Here is a 21,825-nt window from a genome sequence, read left to right as displayed (position 1 = left end):
TTTTTCTTGCCACACGAAGGCAGAAGAAGAAGGAGACCTGCGATGCAGGCATTAGAAAACGTGCGCGATGTCACGAGCCATGGTCCTTTCAGTCAGCGTTTAAACTATTTTATTGAACAATGAATATTATGTTTTTCATTCACTGCCAAGCGTCATCTTTCAGGCCCCAGCCTGGCAGGCCCTCAGATGCAGTCCGGGGCTGGACGCCTCTCACAATAGAGAAAATTTTGAAACCATATGTTTCCAACGTTTACATTTATTTATTAAAAATACAGCTGTAATAAATTTGATGTGTTGAACAGGCGTCGAATTGATAGCCTCCTAGAACAATCTAAGACTACACCGGGTATTAATCGTCTATTTGGAGTTATACTTATGAAATACGGTCTTTCTTTTGTTTCCGCTGCAGCCATGGCAATCGGGCTTCTGGCAGGTAACCCCGCGTCCGCGCAGGTTGTCACCAACGCAGCCCAGTCTCAATCTGGCACCTATAACGTTGAACCGGGCCACACACAGGTTGGCTTCTCCGTGCTGCATTTTGGCTTTACAAATTATCAGGGCGTATTCTCCAATGTGTCCGGCACATTGACACTGGATGCGCAACACCCAGCCGCCTCCAAGCTGTCTGTTACCATCCCTGTAGACTCCGTACAGACCACCAGCGCCAAGCTTAATGATGAACTCAAGAGCGATCAGTGGTTCGACGCTGCCAAATTCCCCAATGCCACGTTTGAGTCCACGTCAGTTCATCTGACTGGCCGCAACGATGCCATCGTAACAGGGAACCTAACCCTCCATGGCGTGACAAAGCCTGAAACACTGAAGGTTCACTTCATCGGTGCTGGCGTGAACGCACTGGACAAAAAATATACCACTGGTTTTGAAGCCACAGGCACCATCAAGCGCAGTGACTTCGGTGTGAAGATGTATGTGCCTTACGTGTCTGACGATGTGACTCTGCGCATTGCTGGCGCATTCGAAAAGCAGGACTAACGCTTGCAGCCACCTCTGCACGCAGTTGGTCCAAACAGTTAGAATACCCCAGTTGTGATCATCCTTCAGTGAATGATTACAACTGGGGATATCAGCCCTGACTGCGCGAGATGTTGCAACTGCGCAGGCATTCTCGCTCGCGTGGCGTGACTGAGCTGCTTGCAAAAAGACATTTACGGATCATTGGTCGTTCTCAAAATCTGTCCTGATATCGACATTACGAACAACAATAGGGTTCTCAGATCCTTACATGCTAAATCCAGAAACAGAATGTTTCCAACTTTAGGATGTTTGATAATCGTACAGGAGTTATCATCATGGGGTTTCTGAACTCCTTAAAGACATTGTTTTCATCACCTGAGAAAGACGTAAAAATGCCAAAAGTTCTCGTTCTCTATTACTCATCTTACGGTCACATCGAAACGATGGCCAACGCAATTGCAGAAGGGGTCCGTGAAGCAGGCCTTGAAGCCGATGTAAAAAGAGTACCTGAATTGGTGCCTGAGGATGTTGCGAAATCGCATCACTTTAAGACGGAGCAAAGCGCTCCCATCGCGACCACGGATGATCTGGTTAATTATGATGCCATTATCATAGGAGCTCCGACGCGGTTTGGCCGCCTCCCTGCTCAGATGGCAAACTTCTGGGACCAGACAGGCGGTCTGTGGCTCAAGGGCACACTGATTGGCAAGGTTGGTGCGGTCTTCACCTCCACGGCTTCCCAGCATGGTGGTCAGGAAACAACCCTGTACTCTCTGATGTCCAACCTTTTGCACCACGGTATGGTTATCAGCGGCCTTCCTTACAGCTTCCAGGGTCAGCTTAAAGTTGACGAAGTCACTGGCGGCTCACCTTATGGCGCCACGACGATTGCTGCAGGTGACGGATCACGTCAGCCAAGCAGCAATGAACTCGATGGGGCGAAATTTCTCGGTCAGCATGTGGCCGGCATTACTAAAAAACTAGCCTGATTATCAAAGCCTTCCCGATACTCTTCTTCAGGAAGGCTCTTTGTCCGGTTCAGGCTACCTCTCGGTTTTTACCCATGGTGGATGCTCAAAAGCCTTTATCAGATAATCTATCAAGGCTTTGACACGGTTAGGTCGCATCGGGCTTGGAGGGGTAATCAGGTATAGACTTATGACAGGCCCTTCCCATTCTGGAAGAATTCGTTCCAGTCTTGCTTCCTGCAATCCATCTGAAACCATAAATTCGGGAAATAATCCGTAGCCTAGCCCCTCCTCTAAAGAGGGCAGGAACGCTTCAGCATTGTCCGCACGGAACCTAGACGTTTGTGGCAGGACAAATTCTTTACCTGAATTCTTCTTTCGGAGACGAATCATTCCTGGAGCAGCGGTATTCGTATAAACGAAGCTTTTACAGTCCTCCAGATCTCGTGGATGTTCAGGTCGGCCGACAGTATTCAGCCATGCCGATGATGCCACCAGAAAGAGACCAACATCGCATAATCTTCGTGCGCGCAAAGAGGAATCAGCAAGAGCGGAGATACGTAACGCGATATCATATCCGTCAGCCACCACATCTACAATTGCATCGCTGAAACTGATATTCAGATCAATCTCAGGATAGCGCCGCATAAATTCCGGCAAGACGGGGGCAAGATGGCGGATACCAAATGTCACTGGTGCGGTAATGCGAATACGGCCAGAAGGGCGTTGCATATCACCACGAGCTTCTGCTTCAGCAGCTTCAGCAGCTTCAGCTTCGGTAACAATACGATTGGCATAGCCAAGAAGGGCCCTCCCGGTCTCAGTAAGGGAAATGTGACGAGAATTCCGATTGAACAGCGCAATACCTAACGTCTGTTCAAGACGACTGACCGCCTTTGAGACAGTCGGCTTGGAGAGCTGTATTTCTTCTGCCGCACGCGCAAAAGAACCAAGTTCCGCCACTTTTGCGAAAATAGCCCATGCTTCAAAATCCGGCAGTCTCATACAACTTCCCCCTTGGCTGATCGTCCAGTTATATCTCGACATACTCATTGCGCCAAGAAAGAGAAACCGTATCTTTCCACTATTGCCATTTACGACAGTAACGCCGGGCGGCTATTTTTTGACACCATCCACATATCGTCACCTCCATCTGGAAAAACCATCATGATCGAAGTTCGTCCTTACTCACAGCTAGGGCACGCCAATCATGGCTGGCTAGATACACGGCACCATTTCTCGTTTGCCAACTACTATAATCCTAGCCGGATGAATTGGGGTGCTCTCCGCGTCTGGAACGATGACGCTATTGCGCCGGGGTCCGGTTTCGGCATGCATCCCCATGAGAATATGGAAATCATAACCTATGTCCGGGAAGGCGCCATCACCCACCAGGACAACCTGGGCAATAAGGGACGTACCATCGCAGGTGACGTTCAGGTTATGTCTGCTGGTACCGGAATCAAGCATAGCGAGTATAATCTTGAGGATGTCACAACCCGGATATTCCAGATATGGATCATACCGACCCGATCCGGATATGCACCGTCGTGGGGAACCCGGGTGTTTCCGAAAACCGATCGTGCTGGCAAGTTTATCATACTCGCATCCGGTTACGAAAACGACGGTGATGCTCTTCCAATTCGCACAGATGCACGCGTCTTGGGAGCAACATTAATAAGAGAAGAGAATACCGATTACCATCTTGGCATAGAAAGGCTGGCGTATCTGGTCGTTGCCCGCGGCACCGTGGAAATTGAAGGTCAGATGATCAGAGAGGGTGATGGTGCTGCCATCTCAGAGAAAGATACCCTCACAATCCTTGCACATCAAGATTCTGAAATAGTGCTTGTTGATACAAGGCTATAAAAAAAAGAGTACGGGGAGGGTTCGAAAAGCCCACCTCTCAGCTTTATTAATTTTCCTCAACCCATTAATATCATCATGAGTGAAAAAAGAAGCTCAAGGTTTTTCTTACTCTTCATTTACCTGAAACAACAAGATAGATCCAAAATATTTTATCATAAGCATGGAAGAAGTCCGCGCTTTACTTGGTTATTCTCTTACAGTGGCAGCACTGATGCTGCCATGTGTGATGTTCACAGCAAAGGAAAAGTCCCCTCCCAGCCTCCCCCCAGCGCCCGATAAAGCTGGGCAACAGAGGTCGATACACTCGCTTCCGACTGAATAAGCTGATTTTCGGCAGCCAGAAGCTGAGATTGCAAGGTCAGGACATTAAGAAAATCAGCAGCTCCCGCCGCATACTGTCTCTGGGCTGTATTTACTGCGGCATTATCGTGCGCCACGGCCTGACGTAATTCATCACGTTGCTGCTGGGCTGCACTAAAACTGGCCAGCGCATCGTCAATCTCATGCCAGGCATTCAGGGTTGTCCGCTGATACGTGATGAAAGCTTCCTGTTGCTGGGCTTTTCGCAGCATCAACTGCCCTCGGAGCCTGCCTCCTTCAAAAAGGGGCACCGTCATTGTCGGTCCAAACCCATATTGACGCGAAGCCCAATTCCCCAACTTGCTGAAATACATCGCCTGCATGTCCAATGTTCCCGACAGGGTCACGCGCGGCAGAAAATCTGCGATTGCCACACCAATATTTGCTGTTGCAACATGTAGTTTTGCAGCTGCCATCCGGATATCAGGACGCCGATCAGCCAGTTCCGAAGGGACACCGATATCGATAACCGAAGGCACTGAAGGAATGGGATGCGGCGCCTCAAGTAATGCCGCTAATGCTCCTGGTTCACGTGCGATCAAAAAACTCAGAGCATTGATAAGATGAACCTGCTGATTACGTAATACCGGTAGCCGTGCATTAAAGGTGTGATAAAGTGCCTCGGAGTCATCTACATCAAGCGTGGTCGTAACCCCTTTTGTGAATCGAAGAGTCGTCAACTCCACGCTCCGTCGCGCAACTGCGAGATTCTGACGTATAATTGCCATTTCGGCCTGCACTGCACGCAATTCAATATAGTCTCTGGCAGCTTCAGCCATGAGTGAGACGATGACATCACGACGCATTTCGTCGGTAACATCCATCGCAGCCCGCGCACTCTCCACAGAGCGCCTGACATGCCCCCATAGATCGACCTCCCATGAAGCACTCAGTCCATAAGTCGGGAGATTGAACGCTGGCGTGGGATGAGTCATGCCGATTGGGGTACCAAGCACCGACCTTACGCCATTGGCGCTGATCTGATTGCGTTGATAGTAGGCATTTCCATTAAGGGAGGGAAACTGTGCAGCTCCTGCTATCTTTCGTTCTGCCTGACTTTGAGCGTATCGGAAACTTGCTGCCCGCAAATCGAGGTTTTTTGCCGCAACCTGTCGTTCAAGATCATCTAAAATAGGATCGTGATACACTTCCCACCATTGGGGATTGATCCTTTTCATATCCGCCTTGCTGGAAGATGCAGGCAGACTTTCATGCCATCTATCTCCAGAAGGCATCCGTGGATCATGAAAATCGGGCCCAACGGTACAGGCACTCACCATTAGTCCCAACAGCGCAAAACCCAGTCGCTTAACGCCATTCATAGCGATCATCCGATGCATGAGAGCCGTCAGCTTTCGTCTCTGTATCGATTCTCACTTCAACCGACATGCCAACACTCACTCGCGCAGCAAGAGGCTGGCCCGGATCAAACACAATGCGGACCGGGAGACGCTGCACCACCTTGGTAAAGTTTCCCGTCGCGTTGTCTGGCTGGATCGGAGAAAATGCGACCCCGGTCGCGCGCGCCACGCTATCAACATGAGCCCGCAGGGGATGCCCCGGAAAAGTATCAACCCAGACTGTAGCCCGTTGCCCGGGCATTACGTGAGTTAATTGTGTTTCCTGAAAATTGGCGACCACAAAAGCATCCTGAACGGGAATAACGCCCAGGAGCGCAGTACCAACATGAACATAGGCCCCCACACGAACACCGCGCGCGCCAACCACGCCATCAATTGGTGCCGTTATCGTGCAGTATGACAGGTTGAGTTCAGCCTGCTTTTCTTCCCCTTGCGCACGCTGTAATGCCGCTCTGGCACGCTCAAGTTGCGCTTGAATGACAGGAACCTGCTGCTCCGCCGCCGAAGCCTCTGCCTCATCACGAGCAAGAAGCGCAAGAGTCTGTTTTGCCTGTGTTGCTGTACGTTGACGTTGCTCAACAGTTCCTGCTCCACCTGCAGACAAATCGCGATAACGCGCCTCATCCAGCCTCGCAAAGGCAAGAGCAGCCTTATCAGACTCAACCGACGCGTGCGCCGCGGCGATAAGAGGTTGCTGCCGTTTGAGGGTCGCGCTCAAATTATCAATATCCGACTGAGCGGATGCCACATTAGCCCGGGCTATCCTGAGGGAAGCCTGAAAGTCCCAGTCCTGAATGTGAGCCAGCGTCTCGCCTGCTTTCACGTGCTGGTTATCCTGTGCCTCAACTTGATCGATCCGACCTGAGACCTTAGGTGCGACAAGTGTGAAATAAGCATGGATATAAGCGTCATTTGTCGTAACACTTCCCTGATGCTCCATTACCAATCGGTCCACGGCGAAAGCCGTGACACCAAGACCCGCTATGACAGCGGCAAGACTTAAGAAACGCCGGGTCGGCACATGAAATCTCCGGTTTAGGATTGACGAGAGAGCGGTGCCGCTGCGCGCGGCGGATACACCCTGCTGGGCAGAACAAGATTGAGGCCGATAAGAAGCGTGCAAACGCCAATCATCACGACATAGATATCGGCACAGGCAAGAATGAGCGATTGCATCCCGACCTCGCGATGAAAGAGGGACATAGCGGCCGAGTTCACGCTGCCTGGGTCAACAAGGTGAGGATCGAACAGGCTCTGGCGTACAGCATCGAAAGGAGGAAGAGAAAACTGTATATGGCCCATGTGATCCAGCAACATGGAGGAATGGTATTGCTCTCGGCGCCGGAACAATGCGTCAAGAAGTCCAGCTGCGACAGCGCTCGCCATACCCTTGGTCATGTTGACCATACCGGAGATGAAGGGCCCATCGATAGGTCCGAGCCCCATGGTCGCAAGCATCAGAACCGGAATGATGACCATAGGCTGCGCGAATACAGTCAGCAGCGCGATGGGATAAAAATTATCGCGGACCCAGTCTGCACATATCCAGGTTCCCAGCCAGTATGAAAGACCCATCAGACCCAGACCGGCCATAAGAACATGTCGACAGTCGATCCGGCGGATATTGCATATGGCTGCCACCAGCGGGAGCGCGAGCAACTGGGGAATCGCTATCAGCAGAGAGAAAGGCGTCGTCTGAATTGGACGATAGGATTTTACCGCAGTCAGATAATGCGATGGAACAGAAACCGTTACCACACTCAACACCAGAACCCCGAAAAGCGTAAGCAAGGCATCCGCTATATTGCGTTGTTTGAGCAACTGGATACGAAAAAATGGAAGCGAATGATGCCACTCATTGACGATGAAGACTGCAAAAAGAAACACACCCACACACGTCAGATGGGTGATGACAGGAGAGCGGAACCAATCAAGCCGATCCCCCTGCTGCAACGCGATGACAAGACAACATATGCCGGGCAGACCGGTCATCAACCCGAACCAGTCAAACCGCCTGAATCGCTCCAGTCTCATCGGATCCTGTGGTAGCCCCCAGGCCACGCAGATAATCGTTACGACACACAGAGGAACGATCTGCCAGAACAGGAACTGCCAGCCAACATACTCAAACCAGAACCCTGTCAGAGGTGTCGCCAGATTGGGACCAAATGTTGCGGTCAGGGCGTAGGCTCCAAGCCCATAGATCTTGATAGGAGGGGGAAGAAAGCGGAGCGCTACAGTCATCAGCATGGGGGGAAGTGCCCCACTGGCAAACCCCTGCACACAGCGCAAGATCAGCAGACACGCGAGATCGGGCATAAAAGGGGCAAGCGCCCCCAATATACCGACAGTTGCCGTCATGGCTATTGTCAGGCGGCGAACAGAAAACGTAACAGCAAACCAAGGAGCAAAAGCCATTGCAGAAATATTGCAGGCTTCAAACAGAGCAATAACCCACGTCCCCTCATCATGGCCGATGCCCATCTGGCCACGAATATCATTCAGGCCGATTTCCGTTACATGCTCGTTAAAGCCCGCGAGTAGAACAGCTAGCAAAACCCCCAGCAGACCAACCAACAACCGCCCATTGAGTGCCGGTACCACAGGCAACGTCAGCGGAGAAGGATGCAGCCTACTATCGGTTGGCACGGCAGTTTGTGCCGATGAGGTCATCTTACGTCCATAGTTGAGGCTGATAGAAAATATAAAAGATAATGCTCACAAGCCTACCCCACTGGGAAGCGCCAGAACCTGCAATTCAGCATTTCATATTCTGTAACGTATAGCATTTACATTTGATATTCTGATAGCCTTGAAACTGCTATTTTAATTAAGTATCGCCCCACCAGTGAGCAAAACAAACAAGACATGGAGCATGGTTCAGTGAAGCAGGATTACGACCTCAACCTGTTGTATGTTCTTGCCCTTCTCCTTGAAGAACAGAGCGTTATCGGCGTAGCACGGCGAATGAAGGTCAGTAGTGCGACAATCAGCCGTTTTCTTGCGCGTATCCGCGAGGCATTTTCCGATCCAATCCTGGTCCTGTCAGGGCGCAGAATGGTTCTCACCCCGAGAGCTATGGAGCTTCAGGCGCAGGTCGCCACTGTTCTGGCGAACGCACGGGCGCTCTCCAGGCAGGAAGAGGTAGATTTCACGAAACTCACTCCTTCCTTTACGATCCGGGCGAATGACGTGGTGACAAGCGTTTTCTCAGGTCCGCTCATGCAGGAACTGACGCGGACATGCCCAGGATGCCACTTACGCTTTGCCCCCGAAAGTGAGGGACACGATAGCGAGGCCCTTCGCAAGGGCACCGTGGACCTTTTCATAGGAGCTACCCGTGAACTTCAGCAGGATATCCGACGGCAGAAACTTTTTTCTACAAAGTTTCGAGGTGTCGTCCGTAATGGTCACCCGATTCTTGACGGTGAAATCACACCCGAAGCATTTACACGTTACAATCATGTCGTGGTTTCCCGTAAAGGGCGCCGCAGGGGACCGATAGATGTCGCTCTGGACCAGGGGTATGGCCTGGAACGCAATATCGCTCTGGTCATGCCGTCACACTACGCGGCATTACATGGAATTACGCATACAGATCTGATTTTTTCCATGCCTGATATTGTAGAAAGTGGCTTATCCATCGCCGCTGTTGGACTCATCGCGTTCGAGATACCCGTGATGGTGGAACCGCTGGAGGTTTTTCAGGCATGGCACCCTCGCCTCGACACCGATCCCGTGCATCGTTGGTTACGCACCGCCATCACAAATGTTGTCCGTCGTCGTCTGGAAAGGTGAATAAGCCTGAGCGGGACCGTAATCATAACCGAACGACTGCAAACAACAGAAACACTCTGACAGATTGACACATCCCTTAACGACATGTAGGGACGATTTCAGACGGCAAGCCCATGTTACGGTCGCCGCGTAAGCGTTAACGTCAACCAACGCATTCTTGTCGTCATGTTCTGAAACCAAGGAAGATGGCGTGTATAGGATGTTGACGTGCCAACTCCCTTTTCGGCCCCCCGCCCTTCGACCGTAGGCTTTTCAAGCCTGTATCTCGGCATCATTCTTATCGGTGCCAACCTCCGTGCGCCTATCACAAGTCTGGGTCCCGTACTTCCGGCTATTCAGAATGAGCTTCATCTCAGCGGCACGACGGCCGGACTACTGAATTCTCTGCCGTTACTGATCTTTGCCCTCCTGTCCCTTGTGGCCCCAGCTGTAGGACGACTACATGGTCTCGAACGCATTCTTGGCGTATCGGTCATGGCCATTCTGGTTGGCACAGTCACGCGATCTCTGGATCTGCCTGGTTCAATCTGGTTTGGCACTCTCCTCCTCAGTGCTGGGATCGCTTTTGGGAATGTTCTCCTCCCGGGTTTGGTGAAACGCGATTTTCCGACACGCGCCGCAGGCCTTATCGGTCTCTATGCTGCCTCAATGGCAGCAATGGCAGGTTTGTCTGCCGGGATAGCTGAGCCGATTGCACGCATCCCTGGGTTAAGCTGGCGCTGGGCAATCGGAATATGGGCCCTCCTCTCATTTGGCGCGCTTCTCATGTGGCTGCCGCAGTTTCGCACACGACAACATTACCTTTCCTCAGCCGCCACAAACGACCAGACATTCACCTCCCCATGGCGTCATCCGATCGGCTGGCAGGTATCCCTCTTTTTCGCTTTTCATTCTCTGGTATTTTACTCACTTGTCGACTGGTTTGCATCCTATGCAGCCAGTCGTGGCATACCCCTCTCTTCCGCCGGTCTCATGTTGCTCGTTTTTCAGGTGGTTGCTGTTGCGACAAACCTCGGCTGTGCGCCCCTGCTTCAGAGGTTGAACGATCAGCGATTACTGGGTTTCATCTGCGGGCTTTTACTTTTGGCAGGGACAAGCGGCTTAGTACTTATGCCCAGCCTTTCTTTAGTGTGGCTCATTTGTGCCGGCCTCGGTGCCGGTGTTGCGATGGTCACAAGCCTGTCCCTATTCGGCCTCCGAACACATAATCATCATCAAGCTGCAGTCCTTTCAGGAATGGCACAATTCATTGGTTATGTGGGAGCTGCTGCCGGACCATTGCTGATCGGCGTGCTTCATGACGCGACCGGCAATTGGAGTGCCTCCCTATGGCTACTGGTTGCATCAAGCATGCTGGCTATGATCTTTGCGACACTAGCCGGTCGAGCGCGAACAATTGGTAAATCATGTTAGTAAATGGCTACAATATATAGACGCCCTCCTCTTCTATGCGCACACGATGCAACAACACAGGTTCGAAATACCCCTTCCCTGTTATGCACGGGTCCATAGCAACGCTCCGATGATATAATGCGTCGGACCGAATATCATATCTCGACCTTCTGCCCTTCCCCATTATATGCAACGATCATGTTGTGAGTCAGTGCATCAATGGTGAGCGGGGCCAAGATAGAATCCAGAAGCCCCGGGAAACGATAGTCCAGATCGTCTCGTCGCAAAGACAGCCGGTATTCCCGTCCCATCTGGCGCTGCCAGACAACGCCGCTATCTCGCAGGATACGCCAATGATGACTCATGGTGGATTTTGGAATATGTGACAGCACGCTACAGCTGGGATATCCGTCACCTTGAGCAATAGTCCATACAGCCGCCAGTCGCAGTGGATTTGCAAATGCCATCAGTACACTCTCAAGCCGGATATCGTCGCGTTTGGGATGATTGGTGTGCATACCCTATTCTTATGCAGCCCTGAAATTTAAGTCAATTACGTGATTTTCTGTATCCTATGAAAATATTCAACAGAATTACTTGCGGATAAACAACACATTCTGCTCGAATGCCATCATGCCTGCTCAAATTCCCAAACCTGGACTATCCTTCTTTCTAACGAGACTTTCACATTTGTATTTATTTGTCCCCCCAAGAACAACTTGAAAGGTAATATTCTGCATTAGATAAGGAGCTCCATCTCTCCGTACAAATCTGCAACCAAAACATCAAAATCAATTTTATTATGATACACATAGTGAAACAGGAGTTCGTTATGGAAAATCTTCAGCCATTTGTTTTTCTTCGTCATGGTGAAACAGACTGGAACAAGTCAGGTTTACTGCAGGGTAGGAGTAACATTCCTCTAAGAGCCTGATCCGAAAGTTTTTCAGCACTGACAATGCCTTGCGGTTCTGCGGGTCAGCATGCGGATTGAGGCGATCAAAGTCCACGCTGTTGACGAGGCTATGGACTTTTCCCAGTCTTTGGCGAGCCGCCTGCAGCGACCGAGCCAGGCGAATGTTCGTTCGACCACCCAGCGGCGAGGCAGGATTTCAAAGCCCTTGGCTGTGTCTGATCGCCTGATGATTTCGACCGTCCATTTTCCCATGCTGGCGAGCGCGGATCGCAGTTTATTACCGGCATAGCCGCCATCGGCGAAGATGTGGCGCAGCCAGGGAAAGCGCCTGCGTATTGCCGCCAGGACATCGACAGCCCCGTCACGATCCTGAATGTCAGCGGCATGAACAAGGAGGAAGATCAGGAAGCCGCAGGTATCCGTCAGAATATGGCGCTTGCGACCTTTGACCTTCTTTCCAGCGTCATAACCGGAAATTCCACCACTTTCCGTGGTTTTCACCGACTGGCTATCAATCACGCCCGCGCTCGGGGAGGCCTCACGCCCTTCGATCTCCCGCAGGTTCATGACCAGTACCGTGTTCATCGCTTCGAACAGTCCGGCATCACGCCATGCGTAAAAGTAGCGCCTGACGGTCGAGACCGGTGGAAAGCATTTCGGCAGCAGACGCCACGCACACCCACCCGAGGCGATATAGAGTATCGCGTTTACAACCTCGCGCATATCCGCCGTGCGAGGCCGTCCGCCCCGTTTCGCCGGGGGCACGAACGGCATAATCAAAGCCCACTCGGCATCCGTCATATCCGATGGATATCGCAATCCCTCCCGGCTATGTTCGTGTCGGGCAATACCAGTCCATGCCACTATTCACTCCATCTCTTCGCAAAGACGAATGAATCACAACATGCTGGTATTGTTCAAAAACTTTCGGATCAGGCTCTAAATGATACCGGACGACAGCAAGCATACCAGGCAGCACAAAAACTCAAGAATTTATCGGTAACCAGGGTGTTGGTCAGCCCACTACAACGAGCCATTGAGACAGCAAGACTAGCATTTCCCGACCGACTTGAAATGATTGAAATAGAAGAAAATCTGACTGAATGCGATTTCGGCAAACTCGATGGAAAATCGATCAAAAATGTTATGATTGAGCACGGAATAAATGAAAAACAACAACTTGTAAAAATCATTTCGAAATATGGGGAATCCTGGGAAGAAATACAAAAAAGATGTAATTCTTTTTTCACCAAAATGGAGAGAATACAGGACCATAAATCCAGAATTGTCTTGGTTGGACATGACGTCGTATTCCAAGCAATCTCCGAAAAATTGACCGGCCTCTGGCTTAATAGCCAACATGGACAGCCAAATTATTTCAATAAAAGCATTGATGGATGGAAAATCACGGAATTCAACGAATCTTTTCCCGCATAAACCCCCGCTGTGAATCCGTATTTTATAGCCAGTTTTTCGTCAGTTGCCATAAAATGACTACCAGCACTTACGGAACGATACTCTTCTTTCATCATCACCCGATCCGCCTCATTCTCTTATATTGAAGAGATAAAGAGGCTAAAATCGTGCTCTTTTGAATGTGGAGGGTTCGAAGAACCCTTATTTGGCAAGGTTGGCTCGTATTTTTCGAGTTTTGGCGTACTGATTGATGGTTTCTGCGATGGCATCAGATCTGCGTTTTGAGCAGAGAGAAGGCTTCCTGCTCTGGATTGCTATGCTGTGGCACTGATCCGTTCCAGAAAGAGGAACCGTCGCATATTGTAGACGATATTGGCCAGCCCGATCCTCATGGTGGCCCGTATGATGCCAACAGTTCGGATGAATAGTCCGGTCTGTGACTTCTGATCGGCAAAAACGTGCTCGACACGCGAGCGTATCACTGACTTTCCAGCATTTGGTTTCTGGATGTGCAGGGGCATAGGCTTGAGATGCGGCTTTTTGCGATGAACCTTTGAGACAAAACCCTGCTTTTCCATGAAGTCCTCATTGGCTTTTGAGCGATACGCCGTGTCAGCCCACACCGTTGAGGCCGTATTGGTTTTATCCAGCAGCCCCTCTCTCAATCGCGCGCCATCACTGTCGGCGGCATCCATCGTCTTCCATTTCCGGATGAACCAAAACTTCCGGTCGATGGAGACGTGGGATTTGTATCCAGAGAACGGGATAGCGAGATCCGTTGCGGGAATCGTTCCGTCATCCTGCCGTTTTGCTTTCGTGAACTTCAGCGTCCAGCGCGCACGCCGATCCTTGTGCGACAGCTTTGCCGGCTTGTCCTGCCAATCTTCGGGAATACGTCCTGCCCGGAGATCTGCCTTCTCAGCATTCGTATTGCGCTGCTTTGGAGCAGCCACCAGCGTTGCGTCCAGGATCTGGCCCGACATTCGCAAATATCCGGCGTTGCGCAGGGTCGCGTCAAAGCGGTCAAACAGTCTTTCAATCGCACCCGTCTGGGTCAGGCGTTCACGGAACAGCCAGACCGTTTTGGCGTCAGGCACACGATCCGACAGCCCCAGAGCAAGGAAACGCATGAAGGATAGGCGATCGTTGATCAGATACTCTGTCCGCTCATCAGACAAATTGTTCAGCGTCTGAATCACCAGAATTTTGGACATCAACACGGGATCAAATGGGGGACGCCCGCCTTTGCTGCCGTCTGAATAGGCCAGAGCCTTCTCAAGATCAGGACGGAACACTTCAAAATCCACAGTCCGGGAAAACGCTTCGAGTTGATCACCAAGCCCGCTCAACCGGGCAAGCCGCTCTTCAACATCAAAGAAAACAGACTGCTTCATGATCCATGCCCCCAATCAATGTAGGAGTGATGGAATCACACAGAGAGGCCCAAAACCAGAGGGTTTTTCGAACCCTCCATATGAGTGAATGAATTATTTTGCTCTGCATAGGTCTTTACAATGTGACACTCCCTCAATCGAGCTTGATTGAGGGACGTACAAATTTTTCCAGCCAGTCGACCAGCCATGACAGGCTACCTCGCAATGCGCCATACAATTCAAACTGATGCTGGCGATAAAGCATGACATGGCCAAGCCGTGCTGAAAGTCCATGCAGCCAGCCACCACCGAAGATTGTTCCTCCGGGGAACGTCCCCCACCCGTTATAATTGCCTAGCGCCACGATAGCGCCCTTATTGTGAAATGCAAAAGGCGGAATGGGTCTGCCATCTATCCATGCCGGCATATGTAGCGCCAGATGATGCGCCTGCTGACGCGCAGCTTGTGCAGTGGGCGCTACGGGTGCATCCACGATATAGGCACAGTCACCAACAGCAAAGATCGCATCGTCCTCTACACTTTGCAGGTTAGACCGCACTTCGATCTGGCCGGTTTTACCGAGTTTGAGGCCACCAAATCTCCTCGTGACTTCAGGAGTTCTCACACCCGCAGCCCAAACTCTCAGAGTTGCCGGAACCCGCTCACCACTTTTTAGAAGAAATCCGTATTCATCTACGCTACTGACCTGAGCGGACGTACGGACCGTAATATTGATCTTCTGTAACTGTTCCGCAGCAGCGGCCGACACAGCCTCAGGAAATGCAGGTAGAATCCTAGGACCGGCTTCCAAAAGAGAGAGCCTTATATCCGGGCGTTTTTTTTTCAAAACTGTAAAGCGAAGCGAGGTCAAGCGCCTTATGCAACTCGGCAGCAAGTTGCGTGCCAGTCGCACCGCCTCCCACAATGGCAATTTCAAGAGGCTGACCTTCACCGAAAGCGCGTAATTGCTCCATACGAAACTTATCGTTGAAGTCTACAGATTCCACAAAGTTGTTGATAAACAAGCAGTGTTTTGCCACACCGGGAATGTTGAAATCATTCGCCCGACTACCAAGCGCGACAATGACCACATCATACTCAAGTTTACGCTCATCCAGCACGCACTTTCCATCTGGATCATTGATCGAAGCCAGCGTCATCTGCTTGGCGCTGCGGTCGAGAGCAATGACCTCGCCGGGCCAGAATTCGAAATGGTGACGACTAGCCTGAGAAAGGAAACTTATCCGGTCATTGGGATTATGCGCCGTGCCGGCAGCGAAGCAATGCAACATCGGCTTCCAGACATGCGTAAAGCTTTTGTCGACGAGCATGATCGATGCTCTTCCGGATTTGCCAAGTTTGTCCCCTAGCCGGGTTGCCAGAGCCATGCCAGCAACACCTCCTCCGATAATTACGATACGAAATTTTTCTGTCATTGCGCCCTCAAAGCGTCACTGCGTGTTTCACATACAAGTTGACAACAACTCTGGATGAACGAGAACTACCGCATGAAAAACAAGAATAAAAACCGAAAGAAAAACCATTAGAACGACACTTTCTGAAAAGTATTCAGAAAAATACCGGACTTCAGATCACGAAATCTGCCTCTATTTTCTGCGCAACTGCAGACTTACTGTGATCATTACACAGATTTATTGTCGTGAATTTTTGCGAGAAGACTGTTGATAGGCGGATATGGGTTATAGCCACCCTTCCCCACCACCTATCAGTCTTCGCTATTCGCGAAGACTGACTACAGAAAGCAGGTTAGCTGGTAGGTATGTTACTGATAGACGACCTGTGCAACGAATTACATCAGCCAAGAACCAAGTTCTGTTGCCTTTTCTTTCGTGTAGGGTGGCAGGACAGCCTCAATCCGATGGTCGGGCGGAGAAACAAGAACCGACTTTACATGGCTCAATGAATCAAAGCCCCACTTGCCATAATAGCGTCCCAAGCCGGAAGGCCCTACGCCACCAAACGGAAATGTAGCGGCCATAAAACAGTGGATCATCGTCTGATTTACGCTACCTCCACCAAACGAGAAACCATGCATAAACTTCTCGATCCTCGCTTCATTTTTACTGAAGATGTACGCAGCCAGACTCCGTGGCTTCTGCTTGATTGTTTCCATGACCTCATTAAAATTGGTATAAGGCAGAATTGGAAGTATCGGCCCGAAAATTTCAGACTGCATGATAGGAGCCGACCATTGTGCCGGATAAACGAGAGTCGGTTCGAAATAACGCTCATCCCGATCGAAATGACCTCCGCTAACAACGGCAGCCCCCTCAAGCATTCTAGCAAGCCTGTCCACGTCTCTTGACGAGATCAGCCGTGACAAATCTGCACTTTCCTTCGGATTGTTACCGTAAAGCGTCGTGATTGCCTTCTTGCATTCCGCAACGAACTGATCAGCAACATTTTCATGGACATAGACATAGCCTGGAGAAACGCACCATTGGCCCCCGAAAGCCATTGTGCCCCAAACGATCTTGAGCGCAGCATCTTCAAGATTGGCAGTTTCGTCCACGACAACAGGATTTTGTCCGCCGAGTTCCAGCAAGACCGGTGTGAGATTTTCCGCTGCGGCGCGCATTACGATCTTGCCAACTTCAGTGCTGCCGGTGAAGAAAATGAAATTGAACGGAAGCGCCAGAAGTTCAGTCATCACATCACGGCCACCAGTCACCACCACCAGACTTTCTGGCTCGAAATACTGACTAATCAACCTTTCAAACAAAGCCGTCATATGCACAGTTGACTCTGCCGGCTTGATTAATGCTGTGTTCCCAGCACTCAGCGCCGCAAGCACCGGCTCCAACGTTAGAACAACTGGTGCATTGAAGGGGGCAATGACCAGGCAGACTCCGTAGGGCTCGCGATAAATAAACCCCTTAAAGTCATTTTCCTGCATTCGCTTTGGAAGTGGTGCTACTTCAGGTTCCATCCAGTCAGCCAGTTCGGCGCGTGTGTGCTCAATAGCCCCCAGAACGCCATGGAATTCCATAGCTCGTTCGAACCACGACGTTTTAAAGTCCCTGGCCAGCGCATCATGAAACGCCGTCTCATTTTCGACTAACATTCGCTCCAAGCGTGCAAGTTGATCAAGTCTCCAACTCAGGCTGCGGGTCTTACCTGAATTGAAATAAGCAGACTGCCGATCAAATAATGTTTTTATGTTTGTCATAAATGATGTTCCTCTCGTGGACACATAAACTGACACAATGACGAACAATGTCAATATGTCATCTCGCGATACAGGAGAATTTGTGGGTCTGGGCAAAAGCCCGAATTGACAGTCCGTGACAATCTGTCAAAAGAGAGCCATGAAAAAACTGGGAAAAACATCCGGTGATGCCCGGAAAGCCCGGATCGTCGAGGCTGCAGTTGACGTCTTCCGGCGCTACGGTTTTGAACGCACCAAGATGACAGACATTGCAAAGGCTGCAGGGTTAACGCGCCCCACCCTGTATCTTACCTTTCCAGCAAAAGAAGATATTTTTTCTGCCTCTGTAGAAACTCTATTCAAAGAGCTTTTAGAAAAGATCGCGCGCGAGGCAGATCTTCAAGACAGCTTGCAAAAAAAAATTGAGAGTGCATGTAGTACATGGTGCTTCTTCGTTTTCGACATCACGCTCAGCAATCCTGATGCCAGTGATCTTTTTGACCTTCGCTTTCCTGTCGTGCGGGCGTGCCACGCGGATTTTGAAGACCTCCTTATTGAATTGATAGCACCAGATCGTAACGATTCAGCCCAACTAAAGTATGTAAGAGCTATGGCGCACATGATGGTTGCTGCTTTGAAAGGCTTCAAAGAGGTCGCAACGACCCGAGATGAATTGAAGTGTTTTATAGCGGACCTTTGTAAGGTCGTTGCTGTCAATCTTCGACAGGGCAATTGATCACTGCTCTGTAGAGCAGGTTTTCCGCTAATCAAACTCTGGTATATTCCCCCACTTCATCACCGTATTCGGGTCCCACATCAAACTCCCACTTCGCCCTGCTCTCGTCAGCGACAAAGAGCTGGATCATGCCCCCGGACGGCCGCATCCTTCATGGATCTTTGCATATTACGGGCTGTGGGTATGAAGTATGTTTTTTCCTATGCACTTTCGAGACAAGGCTCCGCCTGTCCATGAAGACCTCATCAGTTTTTGACTGGCAGGCAGTATCGGACTAGCCCCGGAAAGCGCATTTAAGGAAAGGCGATCATTGGCTTGGAATTCGGTCCGCTCTTTAGTGCAGGTTGTTCGGCTCTGGGATCACCAGTATCCTGACATCCAAAATTCCGTTTTTCAGAACTGTCCGGACTTACGAACCCAAACGCACGAGTGCCTTACCTGTGTTGCCACCGCTGAACAGCGAGAAAAAGGCTTCCGGTCCCTTCTCAAGACTGTCGAAGATTGTATATCGGCTCTTAATCATTCCCTTGGACACCCAGTATCCCATCTGAGCCAGACATTCGCCCCGACGCGCCATGAAGTCGGTGTTAATGAACCCCCGGACCTGGAGACGCTTGGAGATGATGTAGGACAGGTTTGAAAATCCGATCGGCGTATCGGAATTATACATCGAGATCATGCCGCAGATCGCGAAACGGGAGTTCCATTTCGCTACACCCATCGCCGCATCAAGCTGCTCACCGCCCACATTGTCGAAATAGACATCCAGACCATCAGGAGCCGCCTTGCGCAGCTTCTCCTGGAATGGTCCGGGCGATTTATAATCAATGACATGATCGGCCCCCAACGACCGTACGAAGTCGCATTTTTCGGTCCCGCCCGCGGAACCAATGATGGTCATGCCACGCAGCTTGGCGATTTGCACCACAAGGGATCCGACCGCACCGGCGGCCGCGGAGACGAACACAACATCGCCGGGCCGGGCTTCGGCTACAGCGAACAGACCGAAATAGGCCGTCATTCCGATCGTCCCCAGAACGTCGAGAAAATATTCGTCCTTGAGATCTATGTCCGGCAAAGGAAGAGCGTCTTCAGCCTTGAGGGTCGCGACGTCACGCCAGCCCAGAAAATGACTGACCCGATCACCCACCTTGAACCGATTGGAACGCGTTTCGATCACCCGGCCAACGGCAGCGCCCGTCATCGGCTCATTCAATTCGAAGGGTGCGATATAGCTCTCTCCCTCGTTCATACGGGGACGCATATAGGGATCGACAGAGAAGAAACTGTTTTTAACCCTGATTTCCCCGTCATTCAACGGTTGATCAGAGATGTCTTTCAGGGCGAGGTTCTCCAGCGTCGGAGCCCCTTTCGGACGGGAAACGAGAGTCCATGCGCAAGACATCTTTTTTTCCTTCATAAGTGGTTAAAGAAGCTCTGCACCGGTGACGAAAAAGCTTCGTCAGATGGAAACTGGTAGAGAGGCAACCAGTCATCACCCGGAATGACCTGACTATGTGCCCGCTCATCTACCCTACATGATGACTGTGTTTCTCCTGGATGCATTCAGGTCATCGAAACGTGCAGGCGCACATCGACGTTTCCGCGCGTAGCGTTGGAATAGGGGCAGACCTTATGCGTGGCTTCGATCAGCTTGTGGGCCTCAGCCTCATTCAGACCCCCGACTTCAACATAAAGGTCGATATCCAGGGCGTATCCCCCTTCGGCTGTTTGCCCCATACCGACTTCGACCGAGGTCTTGCTGCTGGTCACAGCCAGCTTCAATTGCTTGGCGACCATGGTCAGGGCATTATCAAAACACGCAGCGTACCCGAGCGCGAACAACTGCTCCGGATTGGCGCCGGGCTTGCCTGACCCAGGCATTGCAAGGTCAAAGCCGAGAGTCCCGTCATCAAGCGCTGTATGGCCGCTGCGGCCGCCAGTTGCGGTGGCGCGGGTCTTGTAGAATATCTTCATGACATATTTCCTGTTTTTGAAAGCAACAATCGGTATCCTGCACCGCGTTTCAGGACGCGGTCACAGGGTGACTAATGGAATTCAGTTTCCCGCCAGTAGCGCTTCGATCTGGGCCTGACCGGCCGCGTATGGTGCCCGCAGACGCAGGTTGAACTCACCGCTCGCGCTTTGCACGACAACGGCCTTGGCATGGCTGAATCGCCTGAACCCATAAATGCCGTGGTACGCTCCGATACCTGATGCCCCAATTCCGCCAAACGGCACGCTTTCGACCGAGGCATGGGTCATCACGTCATTGATAACCAACGCCCCTGAGGTGGTCTGTTCACCAAACCATTTCTGCTGCTCGGGCCTGTTTCCGAAATAATAGGCAGCCAGCGGACGCGGGTGGGCATTGATATAATCAACGGCTTCCTGGGTGGTCCGACAGGTTTTGATCGGCAGGATCGGGCCAAAAATCTCTTCCTGCATCACGCTCATCTCGTCGGTTGGATTAAGAACCAGCGTCGGTGCCATCTTGCGGTTCCCTGCTACGGAATTGGCTTCACCTTCCGGCTGGAGTTCAATAACCGTAGCTCCCTTGGCGCGAGCATCGGCCAGCAATCCCTGCAGGCGCTCGAAATGACGGTCGCTGATGATAGCGGTGTAATCCGGATTATCCTGCAACGTTGGGAATGTTTCCGTCACAAAGCTGCGCGCGCGCTCAACAAAAACATCACGCGCGTTTTCCGGCAGCAGGACATAATCCGGGGAGATACAAATCTGCCCGGCATTAAAGGTTTTAACAGTCAAGACCCGTTCCGCCGCAGTTTTCACATCGGCGTCAGCGTCCAGTACAACTGGCGATTTACCCCCTAGTTCCAGTGTGACTGGCACCAGATTTTCAGATGCGGCACGCATCACATGGCGACCGACATTCGTACTGCCGGTAAACATGAGATGATCAAATGCCTGCGCGCTGAATGCCGCCCCGATGTCAGCATCCCCCAGGATCGTTGTCAGTTCCAGCGGATCGAAATATTGTCTGATCAGCTTCGCCAGAAGTTCAGCTGTGCGCGGTGTCAGTTCTGACGGTTTGAGCATGGCCCGGTTGCCAGCGGCCAGTATTCCGGCCAGCGGACTGAAAGCCAGATTGATGGGGAAATTCCACGGACTGATGATGCCAACCACGCCCAGTGGCTGATAGTCCACACGTGCCTGCATACCCGGACCAGGAGCCGGCTGTTCATCGGGTTGCATCCATTGCTCGACATGCTCGGCCGCATGCTGGAGAGCGGCAACAGAGGACAACACATCGGCCAGCAATGTCTGATACGGGCTCCGGTGGCCATAATCAGCGCTTACGGCAGCCACGATGTCTTCGTGATGACGGGTCAGCAGCTGTATCGCACGCGTCAGGCGGTCACGGCGGAGCTGGACACTGGCGGGGCCATCCTGCACATGAGCCTGTTTCATCGCGGCGACAGTTGCAGCCAAAGTGGCTACACTATTGGAGGTAGTCATTGTCTGTCTCCA

At 51.3% G+C, this 21,825-nt stretch carries 19 protein-coding genes and 1 pseudogene; 8 read left to right on the top strand and 12 right to left on the bottom strand.

Annotation, left to right across the window (positions count from 1 at the left end):
* Positions 1-375: 375 nt before the first annotated feature.
* Together QWU00_RS10220 and wrbA are read left to right on the top strand one after the other, a co-directional pair.
* Positions 376-993, top strand: a complete 618-nt coding sequence (locus tag QWU00_RS10220) for a YceI family protein (protein WP_014106232.1) — start codon at positions 376-378, stop codon at positions 991-993.
* Positions 994-1,367: 374 nt separating this feature from the next.
* Complete coding sequence (wrbA, locus tag QWU00_RS10215; RefSeq protein WP_035352921.1) at positions 1,368-1,964, top strand: NAD(P)H:quinone oxidoreductase; 597 nt, start codon at positions 1,368-1,370, stop codon at positions 1,962-1,964.
* Positions 1,965-2,018: 54 nt separating this feature from the next.
* Here wrbA and QWU00_RS10210 read toward each other — a convergent pair whose 3' ends face one another.
* Positions 2,019-2,948: a LysR family transcriptional regulator gene (locus tag QWU00_RS10210; protein ID WP_035382359.1), complete on the bottom strand. Its 930-nt coding sequence runs from the start codon at positions 2,946-2,948 to the stop codon at positions 2,019-2,021.
* Positions 2,949-3,110: 162 nt separating this feature from the next.
* On the opposite strand from QWU00_RS10210, the gene QWU00_RS10205 reads away from it, so the two are divergent.
* Entirely contained in the window at positions 3,111-3,812 is a 702-nt protein-coding gene (locus QWU00_RS10205; protein ID WP_014106229.1) for a pirin family protein, read from the top strand.
* Positions 3,813-4,042: 230 nt separating this feature from the next.
* On the opposite strand, the gene QWU00_RS10200 is transcribed toward QWU00_RS10205, so the two are convergent.
* Genes QWU00_RS10200 through QWU00_RS10190 form a run of 3 tightly spaced genes read right to left on the bottom strand, consistent with a single transcriptional unit; the run spans position 4,043 to position 8,206 of the window.
* Positions 4,043-5,494: an efflux transporter outer membrane subunit gene (locus QWU00_RS10200; protein WP_035382358.1), complete on the bottom strand. Its 1,452-nt coding sequence runs from the start codon at positions 5,492-5,494 to the stop codon at positions 4,043-4,045.
* Positions 5,481-6,554 carry an HlyD family secretion protein gene (locus tag QWU00_RS10195; RefSeq protein WP_035382357.1) on the bottom strand — a complete coding sequence of 358 codons (1,074 nt, stop codon included), beginning with the start codon at positions 6,552-6,554 and terminating at the stop codon, positions 5,481-5,483. The genes QWU00_RS10200 and QWU00_RS10195 overlap by 14 nt, the downstream gene beginning before the upstream one ends.
* 14 nt (positions 6,555-6,568) lie before the next feature.
* Positions 6,569-8,206, bottom strand: coding sequence for an MFS transporter (locus QWU00_RS10190; RefSeq protein ID WP_035382356.1), 1,638 nt, complete (start codon positions 8,204-8,206; stop codon positions 6,569-6,571).
* Between the two features lie 195 nt (positions 8,207-8,401).
* Between QWU00_RS10190 and QWU00_RS10185 the strand changes: the two genes are divergently transcribed.
* Both QWU00_RS10185 and QWU00_RS10180 read left to right on the top strand, forming a co-directional pair.
* Positions 8,402-9,331 carry a LysR family transcriptional regulator gene (locus tag QWU00_RS10185; RefSeq protein WP_035382355.1) on the top strand — a complete coding sequence of 310 codons (930 nt, stop codon included), beginning with the start codon at positions 8,402-8,404 and terminating at the stop codon, positions 9,329-9,331.
* A 207-nt stretch (positions 9,332-9,538) separates the two neighbouring features.
* Positions 9,539-10,744 (top strand): MFS transporter, encoded by a 1,206-nt coding sequence (locus tag QWU00_RS10180; RefSeq protein WP_014106224.1) that lies wholly within the window; start codon positions 9,539-9,541, stop codon positions 10,742-10,744.
* 134 nt (positions 10,745-10,878) lie between these two features.
* Here QWU00_RS10180 and QWU00_RS10175 read toward each other — a convergent pair whose 3' ends face one another.
* The gene (locus QWU00_RS10175) at positions 10,879-11,241 is read right to left on the bottom strand and encodes an ArsR/SmtB family transcription factor (protein WP_014106223.1); all 363 of its coding nucleotides are present in this window, start codon (positions 11,239-11,241) and stop codon (positions 10,879-10,881) included.
* Between the two features lie 284 nt (positions 11,242-11,525).
* Between QWU00_RS10175 and QWU00_RS16855 the strand changes: the two genes are divergently transcribed.
* Positions 11,526-11,657: a histidine phosphatase family protein gene (locus tag QWU00_RS16855; RefSeq protein ID WP_081939154.1), complete on the top strand. Its 132-nt coding sequence runs from the start codon at positions 11,526-11,528 to the stop codon at positions 11,655-11,657.
* Positions 11,658-11,669: 12 nt separating this feature from the next.
* Here the strand turns inward: QWU00_RS16855 and QWU00_RS10170 are convergent, their stop codons facing one another.
* Positions 11,670-12,506, bottom strand: coding sequence for an IS5-like element IS1031D family transposase (locus QWU00_RS10170; RefSeq protein ID WP_035378536.1), 837 nt, complete (start codon positions 12,504-12,506; stop codon positions 11,670-11,672).
* Here QWU00_RS10170 and QWU00_RS10165 point away from each other — a divergent pair.
* Entirely contained in the window at positions 12,477-13,076 is a 600-nt protein-coding gene (locus tag QWU00_RS10165; protein WP_187668636.1) for a histidine phosphatase family protein, read from the top strand. The genes QWU00_RS10170 and QWU00_RS10165 overlap by 30 nt on opposite strands.
* 293 nt (positions 13,077-13,369) lie before the next feature.
* Here QWU00_RS10165 and QWU00_RS10160 read toward each other — a convergent pair whose 3' ends face one another.
* The 3 genes and pseudogenes from QWU00_RS10160 to QWU00_RS10150 form a co-directional block, all read right to left on the bottom strand.
* Positions 13,370-14,452 carry a transposase gene (locus QWU00_RS10160; protein WP_370512895.1) on the bottom strand — a complete coding sequence of 361 codons (1,083 nt, stop codon included), beginning with the start codon at positions 14,450-14,452 and terminating at the stop codon, positions 13,370-13,372.
* A 130-nt stretch (positions 14,453-14,582) separates the two neighbouring features.
* Positions 14,583-15,864: pseudogene (locus QWU00_RS10155) on the bottom strand (NAD(P)/FAD-dependent oxidoreductase).
* Positions 15,865-16,238: 374 nt separating this feature from the next.
* Positions 16,239-17,618 carry an aldehyde dehydrogenase family protein gene (locus QWU00_RS10150; RefSeq protein WP_035352195.1) on the bottom strand — a complete coding sequence of 460 codons (1,380 nt, stop codon included), beginning with the start codon at positions 17,616-17,618 and terminating at the stop codon, positions 16,239-16,241.
* Between the two features lie 139 nt (positions 17,619-17,757).
* Between QWU00_RS10150 and QWU00_RS10145 the strand changes: the two genes are divergently transcribed.
* Entirely contained in the window at positions 17,758-18,333 is a 576-nt protein-coding gene (locus QWU00_RS10145) for a TetR/AcrR family transcriptional regulator (RefSeq protein ID WP_052051435.1), read from the top strand.
* A 409-nt stretch (positions 18,334-18,742) separates the two neighbouring features.
* Here QWU00_RS10145 and QWU00_RS10140 read toward each other — a convergent pair whose 3' ends face one another.
* The 3 genes from QWU00_RS10140 to QWU00_RS10130 all read right to left on the bottom strand — a co-directional run bounded on the left by QWU00_RS10140 (position 18,743) and on the right by QWU00_RS10130 (position 21,813).
* Positions 18,743-19,753, bottom strand: a complete 1,011-nt coding sequence (locus QWU00_RS10140) for an NADP-dependent oxidoreductase (protein ID WP_197051010.1) — start codon at positions 19,751-19,753, stop codon at positions 18,743-18,745.
* Positions 19,754-19,899: 146 nt separating this feature from the next.
* Positions 19,900-20,310: an organic hydroperoxide resistance protein gene (locus tag QWU00_RS10135; protein WP_035352197.1), complete on the bottom strand. Its 411-nt coding sequence runs from the start codon at positions 20,308-20,310 to the stop codon at positions 19,900-19,902.
* Positions 20,311-20,391: 81 nt separating this feature from the next.
* Positions 20,392-21,813 (bottom strand): coniferyl aldehyde dehydrogenase, encoded by a 1,422-nt coding sequence (locus QWU00_RS10130; protein WP_035352199.1) that lies wholly within the window; start codon positions 21,811-21,813, stop codon positions 20,392-20,394.
* Positions 21,814-21,825: the final 12 nt, after the last annotated feature.

Origin of the sequence: Acetobacter tropicalis (genome assembly GCF_030644465.1) — a bacterium.
Lineage (GTDB): Bacteria > Pseudomonadota > Alphaproteobacteria > Acetobacterales > Acetobacteraceae > Acetobacter > Acetobacter tropicalis.
This window is presented reverse-complemented; position numbering and strand designations above follow the sequence as displayed.